Raw genomic sequence first — 20,328 nt, 5'->3', positions numbered from 1 at the left:
CGCCGGCCTACCGCATCCACATCGGGGCAGATCGACACGGTCGGCGACGTCGGATACTTCCTCGAGCTCGCACGCTCGGGAAGGACTCGACAGTCGCCGAACTCGTCGGCATCGATGGTTCGGTCAGGCGGTCGTTTCGCTCTGGTCGCGAAGCTCCTGGCGCAGGGACTTCCTGTCGAGCTTGCCGACTGCTGTCTTGGGAACGGATGAGCGGAACACGAGGTTGCGGGGTTTCTTATAGGAGGCAAGGCCTTCGGCGACGAAGGCGATCAGTTCGCTGCGGAGCTGTTCGGATTCGTCGTGGCCGGGAGCGAGGACGACAACGGCGGTCACGGCCTCGACCCAGACCGGGTCGGGTGCACCGACGACAATCGTTTCGGCGACAGCCGGGTGCGCGAGCAGTTGTTCCTCGACCTCCCGCGGATAGACGTTGTATCCACCGGAGACGATCATGTCGGAGAGCCGGTCTTTGAGGTAGAGGAAGCCGTGCTCGTCGAAGACGCCGACGTCGCGGGTGTGTACCCAACCGTCTTCGGTGAAGGTGGCCTCGTTGAGTTCGGGCGCGTTGAAGTAGCCGGCAACGGCGGACGGTGCGCGCACCACGATTTCGCCGGGTGTTCCTGTCTCGACGTCGTTTCCGTGTTCGTCGACAAGCCTGATCTCGACGTCCAGGGCCGGCTGCCCACACGAGTGCAGGCGTTCGCCGTGGTGATCCTCGTGACGTAGGACCGTCAGACACAGCGGAGCCTCGGTCTGCCCGTAGTACTGCAGGAACTGCACGTGCGGCAGGGCTGCCATCGCGTCCTTGATCGTGACGAGCGGCATGGGCGACGCACCATAGATCAGGTATCGCAGCGACGAGACGAGCTCGGGGTCGAAACTGGTGCGCTGCAACAGCATCTGGACCATCGTCGGTACCAGGATGGTCGAGGTGACCCGGTGGGTGGCGATCTGCTCGACGAAGGTGTCGGGATCGAATCCGGGAAGAACCAAGGTGGTGGCACCGCGCAACCAGAACGGGAGGACGAACACCCCGCTGGCGTGGATCAGCGACGCCGAATGCGCCATCACGTCGTCGGGCGCAACCTGGAGGAGGTTCAGGAGCACGTTGCGTGCGATACCCGCATACGTGCGCTGGGTGTGCTGCGCTGCCTTGAGGACTCCCGTGGTACCAGAGGTGAACAGGGTCAAGATCACGTCGTCCGGCTCGACGGCGATGTCGGGGAGAGTGTTGGGCATGGTGGCCGCGACATCGAAGAGCGTGCGGGTGTCGTCGAACGACGACTCGAGGCCCACACATCGCAGCTGCGGGAATCGCTGTGCCAATTGCTGCGCGCGATCGGCCAGGTCCGGGCCGTAGAACAGGGCGGTGCAGCCGGTTTCGGCGATCATTCGGCTGTGCTCTTCGACGGAGAGCCGGGAATTGAGCGGGACGCGGTTGATGCCCGCCTTGACGCATGCGAAGTCGGTCGGGACGGTGTAGATGCTGTTGTTGACAAGCAATGCGACGCGTGAACGGTATTCGCATCCTTGCGCAAGCATGGCATGTGCCAGCTGACTGCTGAGTTCGTCGACCTCGCGGAACGTCATCCGGCGGTCTCCGCAGATCACTGCTGTCCGCTCGCTGTGCTGGCGGGCGCCCCGCACGATCAGGTCTCGGGTCAATGGGCTCATGGTGAAAGATCCTTGCCAGTACAAGATATTTCGGCCGCAGTTGCCTAGATTGCGGGTAGCTGCTCGCCCTGTACAACTTCGACGTCGAGGTCGAGTTTGACGGTGGTGCCGACGGCGGCCACTCCCGCGCGCACGACCGCGTTGTAATCGATCGCGAAATCGTTGCGGTGCAATAGTGTTTCGGCGTGGAACGCAGCACGCACACCACCCCACGGATCCGCTCCGAAACCACCATAGGTCACCTCGAGATCGACCGGGCGACACTGCCCGTGCAGGGTCAGCTCACCCGACATCACCCAGGTGTCACCACCGGTGCGACGCAACCCGCTGCCGGTGAAAGTGATCAGCGGATAGCTGTCGACATCCAAGAACTCCGGCGAACGCAGGTGATCGTCACGCATCGAGATACCGGTATCGATACTCGCCGCCTTGATCTCCGCGTACCCCGTGGACCGCTCGAACGGCTCAGCAACTTCGAGCCGCCCACTCACCTCCGCGAATCGGGCCTTGATGCTGGCAATACCGAGATGACGCACGGTGGCGATCACCGTCGAATGCGCCGGATCGATCGTCCACGGCCCCGGCGGCGGCGATGCCACCGCCCCCGCGACCGGCACCAACACCACCTCACCGAGCACACCCGTCCCGACCGCGGAGATCTGCACGGTCCGCGCCACCGGCTCGAACCCGACGGCGGTGAGCACCGCGATATGAACACCTGCAGGCAACAGCTCGGTGCCCACCGCCCCGGTCTCGTCGACGACCGCGCGGGCGATCTGGTGCCCCCTCATATCCGTCACCGTCAACACCGCATCCGGCACCGGCCACCCCTGTGCGGTGCACACACGACCGGTCAACCCACTCATCAACGATCCCCCGGCTCGTAACCGAGCCGCACATCGTAGGCAACCTCGCCACCGGATACCGTGACCTGCCCGGTCACCGGCGGATAGCCACGGGCAACCACGGTGTACTGCCCTTCGAGCAGATCGGTCACGACGTAACAGCCGTTCTCGTCGGTACGTGCCGTCGCGGTCACCTCACCCGCCGCGTCGAGCACACTGACCAGCACATCCGGCGCCGCCCGGCCGCCGTCGGCCCACGCGGTCCCGGCAAGCACCGCCATCGCGGCCAACTCGATGTCATGACGCAACACACCACTGTCCGGCACCGTCAATGTGGTGGCACTGGGACGCATATGCTCAGCGACCGCGACCAAGGTATACACACCCGACACCACACCGTGGCACACGTAAGTGCCGTCGCCGCCCGTGACAGCCGCCCCGACCACCTCACCACGCACATCGGTCAGCGTGACGGTCGCACCCGACAATGGCACACCATGGACGGCGGTCCGGACCACGCCCGATAGTTCACCGGAACCCACCAAAGTCAGATCCAGGTGCTGGGGCCGCGGACCGACCGACACGTTGACCGCCGCCGGCTGGTGCCCCATCGCCGACACGATCAACACATAGCCGCCCCTCTCCCGCGCAGTGATCGCATAACCACCATCGGCAGCACTGGTCGCCCGCGCGACCTGGCGGCCGGCCTGATCAATCAACGTCAATACCGCACCCGGCACCGGACGACCGTCCTCACGATGGACACAACCGCCCAACGCCCCACCGTCGAAGTCCGATGCGGACAAGCCGCCAGTCGACACACCGGTCTGTGCCGACGCATCGACCCGGTACACACGACCGTTCTGTTCTACCGCCGCATGCCCCATGACCGACGCGGCCGGCACCGGTTCGGGCTCGGACAACTTCCGCTCAGTGCGTTCCTGGAGTTGGGTTTCGTCCCAGCTCGACTCCGCGAGTGCAGCCAGTTCGGCATCCAGTGCCGCCATGCCGTCCGCGGCGGTCGGATTGTCCTGCAACGCAGACTCTTTCGTGGTCGGGTCGAGGGCCGGATCGATGTCGATCGTACGGCGCAGCGGACGGTTCGGCAGCAGTATGGTCGCAATGAGGGCGACGACCGTCGAACCCGCGGCGATGAGGAAGATCCGGCCGGTCGCATCACCGTAGGAGGCGCGCACGATCGTGGCTATCGGTGTCGGCAAGGCATCGATCTTCAGGTTGCTGCCGCCGGAGGACCTAGCGGTCACACCGAGCCTCGCGAAACCTTCTGCCGACAGCTCGCTCACGCGGGTAGCCAGCACCGAACCGAGCACCGAGACACCGATCGCGCCGCCAAACGTGCGGAAGAAGGCGACGCTGCTGGACGCCGCGCCGATGTTGTGCACACTCACGGTGTTCTGCACGGCCAGCACCAGGTTCTGCATCATCATGCCGACGCCGAGCCCGACAACGGCGATGTACATACCGACCAGCCACAGGTTCGTCGCGTGGTCGATTGTCGAGAGCAGCGTGAATCCGACCACCAGCAGCGCGCCGCCTGCGACCACGAAGGGCTTCCACTGGCCGAACCGGGTGATCAGCTGCCCGGAGCCGACCGAGGCGACGAGCATGCCCGCGACCATCGGGATGGTCAGCACACCCGCCACAGTCGGTGAGTATCCGCGTGCGGTCTGGAAGTACTGGCCCAGGAAAGTCGTCGCACCGAACATGCCGACTCCGACCGCGATCGAGGCGATGATCGCCAGACCGGTGGTTCGTTCGGTGACGATCGCCAGTGGGATGATCGGCGACTCGGCGCGGGACTCGACCCACACGGTCGCGATCAGCAACAGCACGCCGATGCCGACGTAGAGCGCCGATTCTCTGGAGAGCCAGGCGTAGTAGCCGGCCTTCCCGACGAACGACACCCAAACGAGCAGGATCGACACACCGCCGGTGAGCAGTGTGGCGCCGAGCCAGTCGATCGACACCCCGTCCTTACGCTCGGTGGGCAGCCGCAAGGTCCGCTGCAGCAGCACCAGTGCGATCACGGCCAGGGGCACACACACGAAGAAGCACCAGCGCCAGCCGAGCGGACTGTCGACGATGACGCCGCCGAGGATGGGTCCACCCGACATCGAAACCGCCATCACGGCACCCATGTAGCCGGAATACCGTCCACGTTCGCGCGGCGCGACGATGGAGCCGATGATCGCGACGACGAGCGCGGTCAACCCGCCCATGCCGACACCCTGGATGACGCGTGCCGCCAACAGCATGGGCACGTTGCCCGCGACGCCGGCGATCACCGAACCGACGACGAAGATGACGATGGCCGACTGGACCAACAGCTTCTTGTTGAACAGATCGGCGAACTTGCCCCAGATCGGGGTGGACGCGGCGTTGGCCAGCAGCGCCGTGGTGATAACCCAGGCGTATGCGGTCTGCGACCCCTCCAGGTCGCCGATGATCGTGGGTAGCGCGGTCGACACAATCGTGGTGCTGAGCAGCGCCGTGAACAGCGCTGCCAACAGCCCGGTCATGGCTTCCAGGACTTGACGATGGGTCATCGCGTCCGGATCGCGCCGCGTCCCCGCATCGACTGAATTAGACATCGACTCCCTGACTCTCTGTCGAAACCGGCTCGCGCTCGCCCACCGCGGGGTGGTGCTCAACTGCGGCCAATGAATTCCTGAGCTTCTGAACAACCATGACGGCCTGCTCGGCTTCGTCCTCGCTCCAATCGGCGAGCGCAGCCTGCAATCCCCGTGCCCGCGACACCCGGATGCGCCGCAACAGATCGCGTCCTTGGTCAGTGATTTGGATGAGGGTGGCCCGGCCGTCGCTGGGATCGGCATGGCGGGCAATGTCGCCGGAACTCACCAGCTCGGCGACATGCCTGCTCAATGTCGATGGGCTGATACACAAGTCCACGGCCAGATCCACCTGCCGGCACGGCCCCCTGGCCTCGAGGGAGCCCAGCACGCCGACGCCCCCCGGAAGCAGGTGCCCTTCTTCCGGGTGCGAGAGGGCAGCGCGGATCGCCCGGCCCACGAAATAGAGCTCCTTTATCAGGCTCTGAGCCGTATCGGGTGACACTGCCATACCCACTCCCAGCACGAGATTAGTTGCTTGTGCTACGCAACTATATATAGTTTGCTTGCGCTAAGCAACTATCTGGCGGTGGCGTATTGCTGTCGGTGGTTGGCGCGCGTGGACTCTGCCGGTGCGGTTGCAACGGCGATCATCACCGATCAGGCGAGGATCATCATTCCGACTGACTGTTCCTTTTCTTGCCGGTTACCCTCGATCAGCATTCGACGACGTTGACCGAGACGTTGACGGCGAGCCCGCCCATGGACGTCTCCTTGTACTTCGAGCTCATGTCCAGCCCGGTCGCGCGCATCGTCTCGATCACCTGGTCGAGGCTGACACGATGAGTTCCGTCCCCGCGCAACGCCATTCGGGCCGCATTGATGGCCTTGCCCGCCGAGATCGCGTTCCGTTCGATGCACGGAATCTGGACGAGCCCGCCGATGGGATCGCATGTCAGGCCCAGGCTGTGCTCCATGGCGATCTCCGCAGCATTTTCCACCTGCGCCGGCGTGCCGCCGAGGATCTCCGCGAGCCCCGCCGCCGCCATCGAGGCGGCGGACCCAACCTCACCCTGGCACCCGACCTCGGCGCCCGAAATCGAGGCGCGCTCCTTGTAGAGGGAACCGACCGCACCCGCCGCCAGCAGGAAACGAATAGCCGTGCCGTCCGGATCGGACTTGCCCATCGGCGTGTAGTGGGTGGCGTAGTGCAGCACCGCAGGAATGATCCCGGCCGCACCGTTCGTGGGAGCGGTGACGATCCGTCCCCCGGAGGCGTTCTCCTCGTTGACCGCCAGGGCCACCAGATTGACCCAGTCCTCGGCAAAGGCGGGGTCCCGGTGGGGATCCTCGTGACGTAGACGTTCGTACCAGTCGTGGGCCCGACGCCGGACGCGCAGTCCACCCGGCAGATAACCCACCCGCGAAATACCCAGCTCGAAACACTCCACCAGCACGTCCCTGATGTGCAGCAACTGGCTGCGCACCTCGCACTCGGGCCTGGCCGCACATTCGTGCTCGAGCATCACGTCGCCGATCGAGATCCCGAGGTGCTCGGTGATCTCCAGCAACTCCTTCGCGGAACCGAACGAGAGCGCCAGCGGGTCCGCCTGCGCCGGCGCGTCCGCCTCGAACTCAGTGACCACGAAGCCGCCGCCGATGGAGTAGTAGGTCTCCCGCAGCAGTTCCTGCCCGCCGTCGTCGGTCGCGGTGACAGTCATCGCATTCGGATGAAAGTCCCGAACGGTCAACGGATGCAGCACGATCTCGTCTTCGGCGAGATCGATCTCTCGGACGCCGCCCAGCATGATCCGACGGGTCTGCCGCAACGTCGCGAGGCGACGGTCCTTCTCGCGCGTCTCGATGGTCTCCGGTCGATACCCCTCCAGCCCGAGCAGGATCGCGGAGAAGGTGCCGTGGCCGGCGCCGGTGGCCGCGAGCGATCCATAGAGGTCGACGCGGACACCGGCGACGGCATCGAGCACACCGCGGGAAGCGAGGGCCGCGGCGAACCTCCCGCCCGCCCGCATCGGGCCGACGGTGTGGGAACTGGACGGACCGATGCCGACCGTGAAGAGGTCGAACACGCTGACGGTCATGAGTCGAGGTCCTTCCGGATCATCGCAGCGAGTGCCGCGGCGCAGCGAGGAACGGATGTAAGGGCGGCGCAGCCATGCTCTACAGCTCCGGGTACAGGGGGTACTTGTCGGCGAGTGTGCGCACGTCGGTCGCCAGCGCCGACATGTCCGCCTCCGGCGCCGCGATCAAAGCCTGGGCGATGAGGTCGGCGACCTTCGCGAAGTCCCCGGCGTCGAAACCCCTGGCAGCCAGGGCCGGGGTGCCGATTCGCAGGCCCGAGGTCACCATCGGCGGACGCGGATCGAACGGCACCGCGTTGCGATTGACGGTAATTCCGATCGCGTCGAGCCGATCCTCCGCCTGCTGGCCGTCGATCTCCGCGTCCCGCAGGTCGACCAGGACCAGGTGCACGTCGGTCCCGCCGGTCAGCACGCAGATGCCGGCGCCCTGCACGTCCGGTTGATTCAACCGCTCCGCCAGGATCTTGGCGCCGTCGAGGCAGCGCTGCTGCCGCTCGGCGAACTCGGGCTGGGCGGCCATCTTGAATGCGGTCGCCTTGCCTGCGATGACGTGCTCGAGCGGCCCACCCTGCTGGCCGGGGAACACCGCCGAGTTGATCTTCTTCGCAATGTCGGCCTCGTTGGTGAGGATGATGCCGCCGCGCGGTCCGCCGAGCGTCTTGTGGGTCGTCGAGGTGACCACGTGCGCGTACGGGACCGGTGACGGGTGCAGCCCGGCCGCGACGAGCCCGGCGAAGTGGGCCATGTCCACCATCAGGTAGGCGCCGACCTCATCCGCGATCTCGCGAAAGCGGGCGAAGTCCAGATGCCGGGGGTAGGCCGACCAGCCGGCGATGATCAGCTGCGGCTTGCGCTCGCGTGCCGCCCTGGCCACCTCGTCCATGTCGATGAGGTAGTCGCTGTCCGAGACCCCGTACGCCGCGACGTTGTACAGCTTCCCGGAGAAATTCAGCCGCATGCCGTGCGTGAGGTGTCCACCGTCGGCGAGGGACAGGCCGAAGATGGTGTCGCCCGGCTTGATCAGCGCGTGCATCACCGACGCGTTCGCCGTGGCTCCGGAGTGTGGCTGCACGTTGGCGAACTTCGCGCCGAAGAGTGCCTTGATTCGGTCGATGGCGAGTTGCTCGATCCCGTCGACGTGCTCGCACCCGCCGTAGTACCGACGCCCCGGGTAGCCCTCGGCGTACTTGTTGGTCAGCACCGAACCCTGCGCCTGCATGACGGCGATCGGCGCGTGGTTCTCGGAAGCGATCATCTCGAGCCCAGTGCGCTGACGCTCGAGTTCCTTACCGATGAGTGCGGCGACCTCGGGATCGAAATCCGCGAGGGTCCGGTCCAGGATGCTCATGCTGTGTCCTCTCTGGCATGAACGGGGCGCTGCGTGGTCACACTCCGCTGCCACCTCCGCGCCTGACCGCTCATGCCGTGTCCTCTCTGGCATGAACGGGGCGCTGCATGGTCACACTCCGCTGCCACCTCCGCGCCTGACCGCTCATGCCACGACTCCGTTCTGCTCGGCGTACTGGGCGGCGGTCAACAGGTCACCGGCGGCGGCGGGCTGCACGGCGAACAGCCAGCCCTCCCCGTAGGGGTCGGAGGTGACCAGACTCGGGTCGTCGACAACGGCGCTGTTGACCAGGGTCACACGGCCGCTGACCGGCGGGTACAGCTCGGAGACGGTCTTGGTGGACTCGACCTCACCGCAACTCTCGCCGGCGACTATGGTGGCGCCGACCTCGGGCAGGTCCACGAAGACCAGCTCGCCGAGCGAGTCGACGGCGATCGAGGTGATGCCGACTCGGACAGGGTGGTCGGGGAGGTCGGCTCCTGGTTCGATGGCCACCCACTCGTGGTCGGCGGTGTAGCTGCGGTCGTCAGGCAGATTGGATGAGGACATGCTGGTACCTTCTCGAGTGCTTTCGTTGGTGACTGGGTAGGTCAACGGTGTTGGCGCGCTGTGTGTTCGAGCGCGAAATGTTCGAGCGCTGCGTGTTCGAACGCGGAGCGCTCCGGCTTCAGGAGCGGCGATAGAAGGGCGAGGGAGTGACCACGAAGGGTTCCTTCTTGCCGCGGATATCGACGGTCAGCTCCGTCCCGGACTCCTGCAGAGCCGCGTCCACGAAGGCGAGCGCGACCGGGTAGCCGAGCGTCGGCGAGAGCGCACCAGAGGTGACGACACCGACTGCTGTCTCGCCCGCCGCGTCGTACACGGTGTAGTGGGCGCGGGCCGCGCGCCGGCTGGTGCCCTTCAGTCCCACCAGCACCCGCTCGATGGGCCGCGCCGAGAGTTCCTGCAGCGCAGTGCGTCCCACGAACTCCTTGCCCAACCGGACCACCTTGCCGAGCCCGGCCTCGTAGGGGTTGGTGTCCAGGGTCAGCTCGTGACCGTAAAGCGCCATGCCCGCCTCGAGCCGCAGGGTGTCGCGGCAGGCGAGACCGGCCGGCACACCGCCACGGTCCGCGGTCGCGTCGAGCAGTGCCCGCCACAGGCGCACCGCCTGCTCGTTGACCACGTACAGCTCGAAGCCGTCCTCGCCGGTGTACCCGGTGCGGGCGAGCAGCACGTCGATGCCGGCGACCGACGCGGGGGTGACCGCGTAGTACCGGAGCTCCGTCACGACTGCGACCTGCTCGTCCGGCACCAGTGCCTGCACGATGTCCTGGGCGGCCGGACCCTGCACGGCGATCAGCGCGGTCTGCGCCGACTGGTCGTCGACCTCGGCATCGAATCCCTCAGCGCGCGAGAGGAGTTCGCGTGCCACGGTCGGCGCGTTGGACGCATTGGCCACGACCAGGAAGTGCTCGTCGGCGAGCCGGTAGACGACCAGGTCGTCGATCACTCCGCCGTCGGCGTTGCACAGCAGCGAGTACTTGGCCCGCCCGATGCCGATCTTGGAGAGTTCGCCGACCAGCGCATAGTCGAGCAGCGCACCGGCGGCGGGGCCGGTGATCGCGATCTCGCCCATGTGCGAAAGGTCGAAGAGCCCGGCAGTGCTGCGCACGGCCCGGTGCTCGGCGAGCTCGCTGTCGTACCTGAGTGGCATCTGCCAGCCGGCGAAGTCGGTGAAGCTGGCCTCGAGGTTCGCGTGCTCTTCGAGCAGCGGAGATGCAGGGGATGTCGAGACGGACGAAACGGTGCTCATGTCTGCGCGAATGGCTGTGTCGGATGCTCGCTCGGCTGTGCGCAATGCTCGCTCGCTACGCTCGCTCATGCAAAAGCCTCCTCACGGGTGTCGGCATTCGCCGCGGTGGCGGTGTCGTTTTGGCTGGTCGGGGTTTCGAATGCCTCGGGCATCGGACAGGAGCAAACGAGGTTGCGGTCCCCGTGTACCCCGTCGATCCGACGTACCGGTGGCCAGTACTTCGCGGCGCGCAAGGAGGCGACGGGGAAGGCGGCCAGGTGGCGGGGGTAGGGCAGCGTCCACTCGTCGGCAGTGACCTGTTCCGCGGTGTGCGGCGCCTGACGCAGCGGGCTGCGCTCGAGCGGCCACACCCCGTCGCCGACCAGGTCGATCTCCTGCCGGATCGCGACCATCGCCTGGATGAACCGGTCCAGCTCGGCCAGGTCCTCCGACTCCGTCGGTTCGACCATCAGGGTGCCGGTCACCGGGAAGGACAGGGTCGGCGCGTGGAATCCGTAGTCGATCAGTCGCTTTGCCACGTCCTCGGCGGTCACGCCCGTCTCCTTGGTGATGGCGCGCAGGTCGAGGATGCACTCGTGCGCAACCAGACCTGACGGTCCGCTGTACAGCACCGGGAAGTGCGCGTCGAGCGACTTCGCGAGGTAGTTGGCCGCCAGCACCGCGGCCTCGGTGGCGCTGGTCAGGCCGTCCGGGCCCATCAGCGCGAGGTACGCCCAGGTGATCGGCAGGATGCCGGCCGAGCCGTAATTCGCGGCCGAAACCGGGGCTCCCCCGTCGCCGCCGCCGAGTGGGTCCCCGGGCAGGAACGGGGCGAGATGCTCGCGCACCGCGACCGGTCCGACGCCGGGTCCGCCGCCGCCGTGCGGGATGCAGAAGGTCTTGTGCAGGTTCAGGTGTGAGACGTCGCCACCGAACTTGCCCGGCTGGGCCAGGCCGACCAGCGCGTTGAGGTTCGCGCCGTCGATGTACACCTGACCGCCGGCCTGGTGCACCAGGTCGCAGACCGTGCGCACGTCGTTCTCGTATACGCCGTGCGTGGAGGGGTAGGTGAGCATGATCGCAGCGACCTTGCCCTCGTGGACCGCAATCTTGGCGCGCAGATCGTCGATGTCGATGTTGCCGTTGGCCGCGGTGGCCACCACGACCACCTGCATCCCGGCCAAGACCGCCGAGGCGGCGTTCGTTCCGTGTGCGGACTGCGGAATGAGACAGATGTTGCGGCCGCTCTCACCGCGGGACTCGTGGTATCCGCGGATCGCCAACAGTCCGGCCAGCTCGCCCTGAGATCCGGCGTTGGGCTGCAACGAGACTCGATCGTATCCGGTGATCTCCCCGAGCCACCGCTCGAGGTCGCCGATCAGCTCCAGGTATCCGGCGGTCTGCTCGGAGGGCGCGTAGGGGTGGATGCCGGCGAATCCGGGCCAGCTGATGGGCTCCATCTCCACCGCGGAGTTCAGCTTCATCGTGCACGACCCCAGCGGGATCATGGTGCGGTCCAGGGCGAGATCTTTGTCCGAGAGCTTCCGAAGGAACCGCAGCATCGCGGTTTCCGAGCGGTGCTCGTGGAACACCGGGTGCTGCAAGAACTTCGAGGTGCGGTCGAGTTCGGTCGGCAGCCCGGAGACCGCGGTCGGCGTTGCCGTCACCGTCGCACCGAAGGCGGCCACGACCCGACGCACTACGTCGTCGGTGGTGCACTCGTCGCAGGAGATGCCGACATGGTGGTCGTCCACCAAGCGCAAGTTGATGCCGAAGCGATCGGCGTTGGCGACGAACTCCCCTGCCCGACCCGGCACCCGGACCTGCACAGTGTCGAAGAAGCGGTCGTGCACGATCTGGTGGCCGGCCGCCCGCAGGCTCTCGGCAATCGTCACGGCATGGCGGTGGACGCGGGTTGCGATGGCGCGCAGCCCCTCCGGCCCGTGGTAGGCCGCGTACATCGCGGCCACGTTGGCGAGCAGTGCCTGCGCGGTGCAGATGTTGCTGGTCGCCTTGTCGCGGCGGATGTGCTGTTCACGGGTCTGCAGCGCGAGCCGGTAGGCGGGGGCGCCGTCGACGTCGACGGAGACCCCGACCAGGCGGCCCGGGAGCATGCGCTCGAGCCCGGTCCGCACGGCCAGGTAGCCGGCGTGCGGGCCGCCGAAGAACAGCGGCACGCCGAAGCGCTGCGCGGATCCGACCGCGATATCGGCGCCCTGTTCTCCGGGCGGCGTCAAGATCGTCAACGAGAGCAGGTCAGCGGCCACCGTGGTCAGCGCGCCGCGCTCGCCCGCGGCCGCGATCAGCGGCGACAGGTCGCGCACGACGCCACTCGCGCCCGGCGCCTGGAACACCACACCGAATGCGTCGCCGTCGGGCAATTCACTGGAGAGATCCGCGACCAGCACCTCGATGCCGACCGACCTGGCACGCCCCTGGACGACCGCGAGGGTCTGCGGTAGGCAGTCCGCGTCGACGATCACCCGGTTCGTGGCGGACTTGGACTTGTTCGCCCGCCGCATGAGCAGCACGGCCTCCATCACGGCGGTGGCCTCGTCCAGCAGGGAGGCCCCGGCCAGCGGGAGCGCGGTGAGATCCTCGATCAACGTCTGGAAGGTCAGCAATGCCTCGAGCCGACCCTGGGAGATCTCCGGCTGATAGGGCGTGTAAGCGGTGTACCAGGCCGGCGATTCGAGCAGGTTTCGCCGTAAAACCGCAGGTGTGACGGTGTCGTGGTAGCCGAGACCGATCATCTGGACACGGGTCTGATTCCGGTCGGCGAGGGCGCGCAGGTCGGCAAGGACCTGCGGCTCGCTCCGGGCCGCCGGCAGATCCATGGCCTTCTCGCTGCGGATCTGGTCCGGCACTGCGGCGTCGATGAGCTCATCGAGCGTCTCGTAGCCGAGTGTCTCGAGCATGTGCTGTGCTGCGGATGCGTCGGGGCCGATGTGGCGCGAGGGAAAGCCGCTGGTAGAGAGCCCCTCATTGGGGGCAATGCGGGTTTCGACTGACAAGAGGTGACTCCGGTTTCGCTCTGTCCGGACCGCACCGGACATCGACTGAGGGACACCTCCCCGCTCTGTCCTGAAACCTGAGAGTTTGGGCGTTGCCGCGGCTACGGCGTTGCTCTTCACCTTCGGTAAGTACCGGCCTGCGGCCGTTCCTGTTCTCCAGAGTTGCCTCGGCGCTGCGGTACTGGGGCCTGAGAGATTCCCGGGGAGGAAGTTGCTCCTACGGCGCCTCGGAGTTCAGAAGTCTGAAACTCGGAGGTTCTCCCGCTGCGCGTCATCGGCGTCTTCAGTTGTGATTCGCACAACGGTACACACTCCCCCGAGGTTTGTCGCCACCAACTTCTCGGGACCACTCGACCGCCGATCACCCTTGCCGAAACGCATCGGCGTTTGGCATCCTCGGTCTGGAAATCGCTAAGCTGTGACCGCGCACACCGAGCATTCGGCGTCCAGATACCAAGTCCCGCAAAGGTATCGAGCGTCTGCCTCCTCTCCCCTGCTGACGCCGCTTCCTGCGAGCGCTGCTCGGCCATGACCGTGCGGGTCCGATATCACCGGCGACTTCGCGTCGCCGCACAGCAGCCGGATCCTCTGTCTACTCGGAGGGAATCGAGAGCAGCTCGGCTGCCCGCACGGCCAGCCATAGCTCTGCCATTGAATTCGTGTCCGCCACGTCGCGGTCGGTGCGCGGCTCCACCCTCCGGATTCTGTACATCACCGTCTGCCGGTGGATGTGCATGGGCTGTGCAGTCCGCTGCTTTGTGCGATCGAACAGAACAGATCGATGAGTTTGGCGTCTTTGCTACTCGCGCACAGGCACGGGTCCGAGGCAGTCTGATGGATGTCAGCACTCTGCGCGCCAAGTATCAACGCAGCCCAGGAGCACCACCAGTACCGGTCTCCCACCATATTCGTCGCAAGCTTCGCGGACAGGAGACAACCGACATGCCCCAGCCCAAAGACACCCTCATCGGTGCACTTCCCGCCACCGAGGTTCCCCGCTTCGCCGGGAAAGGCACCTTCGCCCGCATTGCCGACATCCACGAGGTGGACGACTACGACATCGCCATCCTCGGAGTTCCGTTCGACGCGGGCACCTCGTACCGGCCCGGCGCCCGGTTCGGCCCGCTCGCCGTCCGTCAGGCCGCCCGGGCACTGCGCCCCGGCTACCACGTCGAATTCGGTCTCGCGCCGCTCGAAGAGGTCCAAGTCGTCGACGCCGGCGACATCACGGTCACCCCGTACGACATCACCGAGGCCTGCAAGCAGATCGAGAACCATGCCAGCGAGATCCTCCGTGGCGGGGACCGCAGGATCATCTCGATCGGTGGCGATCACACCATCGCCCTGCCGAATCTTCGTGCGCTGCACGCAAAGCACGGCCCGGTCGCCCTGCTGCACTTCGACGCCCACCTCGACACGTGGGACACCTACTTCAACCAGCCGGTAAACCACGGGACGATCTTCCGCCGCGCCTTCGAGGAAGGGCTGCTCGTCGAAGACCACTCGATCCATGTGGGCATCCGCGGGCCGATCTACGACCAGATGGACCTCAACGACGACGCGCGCATGGGATTCCGGATCATCCGCGCCGGCGACCTCGACGTCATGGGCATCGAGACGGCCGTCGACGTCGTGCGCCGGCGCGTCGGTGACGTCCCGGTGTACGTCTCCATCGACATCGACGTGCTCGACCCGGCGTTCGCACCGGGCACCGGCACGCCCGAGGCCGGCGGGCTCACCTCGCGGGAGCTGCTGCGGATGATCCGCCAGCTGACGAATCTGAACATCATCGGCGCCGATGTCGTCGAGGTCGCCCCCGCCTACGACCACGCCGAGATCACCTGCATTGCGGCCGCCACGCTGGTGTTCGACGTGGTCTCGCTGATGGTGTCCGGTTCGGCCGCCGTCTCCGCCGCCGAGTCACTCGAGAAGACCGCGCTCTCGAGATAGCCTGCGCTGGGTCACCCGGCATCGTCTTCGCCGTCTCGGGATTCCGGGTCGAGCACGGCTGCCTGCGACATCATCGACAACAGGCTGTTCGACCATCGGGCGGCCGGCCACTTTTCACGCGGGTCCACGTGACGTGCTGAAGCCAGCGCCCACTACGTGACCGCGGACCTGGACGAGGGACGGATCATCGCGCAGGGCCGCCGCACCGTTGTCCTCCGCTGATCGGGGCGGGCGGAACCTCACACCCGCTCCCCGAGAGCAACGGAAATGCTTTCCCGCAGGGACGTCCGAGCGCCCCAACGCACCAGCCGATCGGACAACGACTCCCCCAGTTCGGCGCGGATACGGGCGCTGGTCTCGTCGTGTCCCTCGCGCATACCGCCATAGCCGAGCATCGACGTCTCCCCCGACGCCCAACTGGCGGCCGCGGCCCCCTGCATCCGCGCGGCCAGTTCGGCGTCGCCGCGCTGGACCGCAATCCAGGACATCACCTCGAACACCCAGGCGCACAGGATCCGATCGCCGAATCCCCTTGCGAGCCGCAGACACTCGCGTTGATAGTCGAGGGCACCCGAGAGGTCCCCCGCCAGGACGGCATCGTATCCCCGCGCGAAGGTGAGGTACGCGAGGGTCCACTTGTCGCCGGCCGCCGTGCACAACGCCTCCGCCTCACGCCAGAGCTCGGCAACCTGGGGGTCGCCGCCCGGCGGCAGACTGGTGAGCAGCCCGGCAATGGCGACCGCGAGCCCCTCGGCGTCGCCAGCGTCACGTTGGCACTGAATCGCCTCCTCGTAGTACACCCGGGCGAGCTCGACTTCGCCACCACAAATCGCGGCGAATCCGAGCGCGGCTGCGGCGTACCCCTGGTCGCCGTGATCGCCGCGTGCAATCGCGAGCTCGCGTGCCCGAGTGGCCCAATCGAGTGCCGTCGTCCGGTCACTCAGCAGCATCACCACGACCGACGAACTCCACTGTGCCCGTGATCGATGCGCCTCGTCCATCGAGGTGGACTCGAGCGCCGCTGACAACCAGCGCCGCGCCTCCGACAGGCTGCAACTGGCCAGCCAATAGAAGTGCAGCGACGTCACGATCTCGATACCGGCCAGGGACAGCTGCCCGTCGCTGCGGCTGTACGAAAGGGCCGCGCGGAAGTTCTCCCGCTCGTCGTGGACCGCGTCGTACACCGCTTGCTGACCGGGGCCGAACCACCCACGCTGGAACTCCGTGGCCAGGCGCCGGTACCGGGCGACGAATCGTTGCAGGCACGCCTGCCGCAAGTCGGTCTCTGCCAGGCGCTCGCGACCGAAGTCGCGCAGCGTCACCAGCAGCCGGTAGCGACGGACACCATTGACGGTGCCGGACAACAACATCGACTTGTCCACCAGCGACGCCAGAATCAACCGGACATCCCGTTCCTGGTATCCGGGACCCGCGCAGACCTCCGCCGCAGCCGCAGCGGTGAAACGTCCGGTGAACACCGACAGCATGGCCCACACGTCGCGTTCCTGGGCGGTGAGCAGGTCGTAGCTCCATTCCACCAGCGCCTGCAGCGAGCCGTGCCGCGGATCCGCAGGCCGGCCGGCGGTGGCGAACAGCCGGAACCGGTCGGCGAGCATCGCCAGCATCTCGTCCAGCCCGTACGCGCGCAGCCGGGCGGCCGCCAACTCGATGGCCAGCGGCATTCCGTCGAGCTGCTCGCACAACTTGGCCACCGCGACCCGGTTGTCGTCGGTCAGCGCGAAATCCGGTTCGGCCGCCCGCGCGCGCTCGACGAACAGGGCGATCGCTTCGGATTCGGCCCCTTCCGCTTCGTCGGCGGCCGGAGCGGGCAGCGAGAGCGGCATGACCGGATAGACATGTTCACCGCTGACGCCCAGAACCCGTTGACTGGTCACCAACACGCGCAATCCGCCGATCGACTGCAGCAACTCCTCGACCAGCGGGCCGCACGACTCGACCAGGTGCTCGCAGCTGTCCAGCACGATCAGGGCGTCGCGATCGCCCCATGCGTCCGAGAGTCGGTCGACCAGGGCCCGGATCGGGTTGCGCGCGCCGGTCGGTTCGTCGCCGAGTCGCAGGTCGTCGGCGATCTTGTCGATCAGCAGTTCCGGTTCGAGCACGGTTCCCAACTCGACGAGCCAGGTGTTCGCGCGCAACGGTGACGACGCCGCCGCCTCCAGTGCGAGCCGAGTCTTCCCGACCCCGCCCGGGCCGGTGAGCGTGACCAGACGCGCCGTCGTCAACAGTGCGCCGACATCAGCGAGCGCGGCCCGCCTTCCGACAAAGCTGGTCAACTGCAGCGGCAAGCGCGGAGGTCGCGCGGTCCAGCCGGACGTGGAGCGCTCCCGCGCCGGTCTCGGCGCGGACGTGTCCCGCGATCCGGTCGCGCCGGGCAGGGCCATCTCGTCGATCGGCAGGCCGCTGCGCAGCTCGACCTCGCGCACCAGGTTTCCGAACTCCGCCGCGGTGTGCGGGCGTTGGACCGGGTCGCGCGCCATCGCGGTTTCGATCAGCTCGCACGCGATCCCGGGCACTCCCTGCTGGCGCAGGTCGGGGATGTGATTCGCAGCGATCCGCAGGAACTGCGCGACAGCCTCCTCCCCCTTGCGTCGTTCGAAGGCGGCATGACCGGAGACGAGGCAGAACAGTGTCGCACCGAGCGCGTAGACATCGGACGCGACGCTCGGCGGCTCGCCCTCGAGCACCTCGGGGGCGGTGAACGCCAGAGTGCCGGTCACAGTACGGGCGGTGGTCTCGAACCCACCGGCGGTGCGGGCTATACCGAAGTCGGTGAGCTGCGGCTCGCCGTAGTCGGTCAGCAGGACGTTCGCCGGCTTCACGTCCCGGTGCAGAATCCCCGCACCGTGGGCCGTCTCGAGGGCGCCGGCCAGCTTCACACCGACATGCAGGGCCTCCGACCAGGTCAATGGACCCTGTCGCTGGATTCTCGCCTCCAGCGAGCCTGCGCTGCAGAACGGCATCACGATGAAGGGCCGGCCGCCGGCGGTGACCCCCGCCTCGTAGACCGCGACGATGTTCGGGTGCCCGGAGAGCGTGCCCATCGCGTATTCCTCGCGCAGGAAGCGTTCTCGATTCTCTCGGTCGAGGGACGCCGAGAGCACCTTGACCGCGACCGTTCGGCCGAGGGCACCCTGCCGGCACCGCAGCACGACGCCGAAGCCGCCGCGGCCGACCTCATGCGAATCCTCGAATCCGGCCGCGTTCAGTTCAGCGGCAACTGCCTCGATCGGATCGAATCCGGCGAGGTCCGCCTGAGTCGCCGGTAGGTCCGGATCGGCCACGGCACGCTCTCTCCTCGAACACCTGTGTCACTGGCTGCTGAGTGTCTCCAGACTACTCGCGGGCTGCGTCCCGGACAGGCGCTCGGCGCGTCCGCATCAATCCTGTTTTACCCCGTCGACGTCGGCCGGGAACTCGGCCTCTCGTTGGTGTCACTGCAGGCTTCGCTGCTCGTATCCAGGGCTCATGCGCTGTGGTTGATCATGACGTGTTTGGTCCGGGAAAAGTCGTCGAGCGCGTAGAGCGAAAGGTCGCGCCCGTAGCCCGATCCCTTGAACCCACCCCACGGCGCCTCACATACGAACACGAGGTGCGAGTTGACCCAGACGGTGCCGAAGTCAAGCCGCTTGGGGACGCCAAGGGAGAGGCCCGCGTCCCGGGTCCATACCGACGCAGCGAGTCCGTACGGTGTCTCGTTGGCCCGCGCAACCGCCTCGTCGGTGGTGCTGAACGATTCGACGGTGACGACAGGGCCGAAGATTTCCTGGTGGGTGATCGGCGCCCCGGCCGGCACCCCGCTGAACACGGTCGGTTCGATGAAGTAGCCGGGGCCGTCCAGGACCGCGCCGCCGATGGCCGCGTGCAGGCCGGCCGCCGTCGCCTCGGCCAGCGAGTCCCGTACACGCTCGAAGTGCGGACGGGAAACCATAGGACCGATTTCGACGTCGTCCCCGGCGGCCGGTGCGCCGACTACCAGGTTGCCGACTTCCTGAACCAGGAGTTCGGTGAACTTTTCCGCCACCGATTCGTGCACCAGCACCCGGCAGGCTGCGCCGCAGTCTTGGCCCGCGTTCCAGAATCCGGCGTTACGCACTCCGGCCGCGGCCGCACCGAGGTCGGCGTCGGCGAAGACGACGACGGGTGCTTTGCCACCGAGTTCGAGGTGGACGCGTTTGACCGAGCGTGCGGCGGCTGCTGCGACCGCCTGACCACTGCGAACACTTCCCGTCACCGCGACAAGTGCGATGTCGGGGTGTTCGGCGAGGCGCTGTCCCACTGTTGGGCCCAGGCCGGTCACAATATTGACGATCCCGTCGGGGATGTGTCCGGCGACGAGCTCGGCCAGCTTCAGTATCGACAGCGGCGTCTGTTCGGAGGGCTTGAGCACCACGCTGTTTCCGGCAGCAAGAATGGGGGCGATCTTCCAGGCGGCCATCAGCAGCGGATAGTTCCAGGGCGTGATCACCCCGACCACGCCAACCGGTTCGCGGAGAATGACCGAGGTGTGTTCCCGCGCGTAGTCGCCACCGGCCAGGGAAGTCATCGTCCGCCCCGCCCCCGCCATGAACCGGAACGTGTCGATGGTGTTGGAGAGATCGTCCTCGGCGATGCTGCGGGGCTTTCCGGTATTCGCGGACTCGAGCACTGTGAGTACTTCGCGGTTGGCTTCTACGATGTCCGCGATCCGAGCGAGCACCTCGGATCGTTCCTTCGGTGTGGTGCAGCCCCACGATCTCTGAGACTCGACGGCCACCTCCACGGCCGAATCGACATCCTGGACGGTTCCTGCCGGGACGGATCCGAGGACTTTTTCCGTGGTCGGATCGAGGATGTCGATGACCTCGGTGGACGAGCTCTGGACAAACGATCCGCCGATGAAGTGGCCCGCGGGCGGCACGTCAGCGACCGGGATCTGATCCGGAGCAGGACGCCGAACGGTGAATCGCCCAATTTCAGTTGATGCCATGATCATTCGCCTGTACTTTCTGCGCCCGGTTCGGCGCCGGTAGATA

13 protein-coding genes, 1 pseudogene and 1 riboswitch are annotated in these 20,328 nt (G+C 66.8%); of the genes and pseudogenes, 1 reads left to right on the top strand and 13 read right to left on the bottom strand.

The window, feature by feature from the left end:
• Positions 1 to 123: 123 nt before the first annotated feature.
• The 11 genes and pseudogenes from AB0J29_RS00265 to AB0J29_RS00215 all read right to left on the bottom strand — a co-directional run bounded on the left by AB0J29_RS00265 (position 124) and on the right by AB0J29_RS00215 (position 14,117).
• A complete protein-coding gene (locus AB0J29_RS00265) occupies positions 124 to 1,674 on the bottom strand; it encodes an AMP-binding protein (protein WP_364776901.1) in 1,551 nt (516 codons plus the stop codon).
• Between the two features lie 44 nt (positions 1,675 to 1,718).
• Positions 1,719 to 2,540: a YceI family protein gene (locus AB0J29_RS00260; protein WP_364776899.1), complete on the bottom strand. Its 822-nt coding sequence runs from the start codon at positions 2,538 to 2,540 to the stop codon at positions 1,719 to 1,721.
• Positions 2,540 to 3,406: a carboxypeptidase-like regulatory domain-containing protein gene (locus AB0J29_RS00255; RefSeq protein WP_364777856.1), complete on the bottom strand. Its 867-nt coding sequence runs from the start codon at positions 3,404 to 3,406 to the stop codon at positions 2,540 to 2,542. Before AB0J29_RS00255 ends, AB0J29_RS00260 begins: the two co-directional genes overlap by 1 nt.
• Before the next feature lie 186 nt (positions 3,407 to 3,592).
• Positions 3,593 to 5,086 (bottom strand): annotated as a pseudogene (locus AB0J29_RS00250) (MDR family MFS transporter); the annotation flags it as partial.
• A 37-nt stretch (positions 5,087 to 5,123) separates the two neighbouring features.
• Positions 5,124 to 5,621: a MarR family transcriptional regulator gene (locus tag AB0J29_RS00245; RefSeq protein ID WP_364776897.1), complete on the bottom strand. Its 498-nt coding sequence runs from the start codon at positions 5,619 to 5,621 to the stop codon at positions 5,124 to 5,126.
• A 205-nt stretch (positions 5,622 to 5,826) separates the two neighbouring features.
• Entirely contained in the window at positions 5,827 to 7,209 is a 1,383-nt protein-coding gene (locus AB0J29_RS00240) for an L-serine ammonia-lyase (RefSeq protein WP_364776895.1), read from the bottom strand.
• Between the two features lie 79 nt (positions 7,210 to 7,288).
• A complete protein-coding gene (gene glyA / locus AB0J29_RS00235) occupies positions 7,289 to 8,557 on the bottom strand; it encodes a serine hydroxymethyltransferase (protein ID WP_364776893.1) in 1,269 nt (422 codons plus the stop codon).
• A 144-nt stretch (positions 8,558 to 8,701) separates the two neighbouring features.
• Positions 8,702 to 9,106 (bottom strand): glycine cleavage system protein GcvH, encoded by a 405-nt coding sequence (gene gcvH / locus AB0J29_RS00230; protein ID WP_364776891.1) that lies wholly within the window; start codon positions 9,104 to 9,106, stop codon positions 8,702 to 8,704.
• 118 nt (positions 9,107 to 9,224) lie between these two features.
• Positions 9,225 to 10,352 (bottom strand): glycine cleavage system aminomethyltransferase GcvT, encoded by a 1,128-nt coding sequence (gene gcvT, locus AB0J29_RS00225; RefSeq protein ID WP_364777853.1) that lies wholly within the window; start codon positions 10,350 to 10,352, stop codon positions 9,225 to 9,227.
• A gap of 65 nt (positions 10,353 to 10,417) precedes the next feature.
• Complete coding sequence (gcvP, locus tag AB0J29_RS00220) at positions 10,418 to 13,387, bottom strand: aminomethyl-transferring glycine dehydrogenase (RefSeq protein ID WP_364776889.1); 2,970 nt, start codon at positions 13,385 to 13,387, stop codon at positions 10,418 to 10,420.
• Between the two features lie 124 nt (positions 13,388 to 13,511).
• Positions 13,512 to 13,619: riboswitch (glycine riboswitch) on the bottom strand.
• A gap of 318 nt (positions 13,620 to 13,937) precedes the next feature.
• Positions 13,938 to 14,117, bottom strand: coding sequence for a helix-turn-helix domain-containing protein (locus AB0J29_RS00215; protein ID WP_364777850.1), 180 nt, complete (start codon positions 14,115 to 14,117; stop codon positions 13,938 to 13,940).
• A 170-nt stretch (positions 14,118 to 14,287) separates the two neighbouring features.
• Between AB0J29_RS00215 and speB the strand changes: the two genes are divergently transcribed.
• The gene (gene speB / locus AB0J29_RS00210; protein WP_364776887.1) at positions 14,288 to 15,295 is read left to right on the top strand and encodes an agmatinase; all 1,008 of its coding nucleotides are present in this window, start codon (positions 14,288 to 14,290) and stop codon (positions 15,293 to 15,295) included.
• A gap of 239 nt (positions 15,296 to 15,534) precedes the next feature.
• Here the strand turns inward: speB and AB0J29_RS00205 are convergent, their stop codons facing one another.
• Both AB0J29_RS00205 and AB0J29_RS00200 read right to left on the bottom strand, forming a co-directional pair.
• The gene (locus tag AB0J29_RS00205) at positions 15,535 to 18,597 is read right to left on the bottom strand and encodes a protein kinase (protein WP_364776885.1); all 3,063 of its coding nucleotides are present in this window, start codon (positions 18,595 to 18,597) and stop codon (positions 15,535 to 15,537) included.
• Positions 18,598 to 18,779: 182 nt separating this feature from the next.
• Positions 18,780 to 20,282, bottom strand: a complete 1,503-nt coding sequence (locus tag AB0J29_RS00200; protein WP_364776882.1) for an aldehyde dehydrogenase family protein — start codon at positions 20,280 to 20,282, stop codon at positions 18,780 to 18,782.
• Positions 20,283 to 20,328: the final 46 nt, after the last annotated feature.

The sequence above is a fragment of the Nocardia sp. NPDC049707 genome, from assembly GCF_040674855.1.
In the GTDB taxonomy this organism is placed as follows: domain Bacteria; phylum Actinomycetota; class Actinomycetes; order Mycobacteriales; family Mycobacteriaceae; genus Nocardia.
This window is presented reverse-complemented; position numbering and strand designations above follow the sequence as displayed.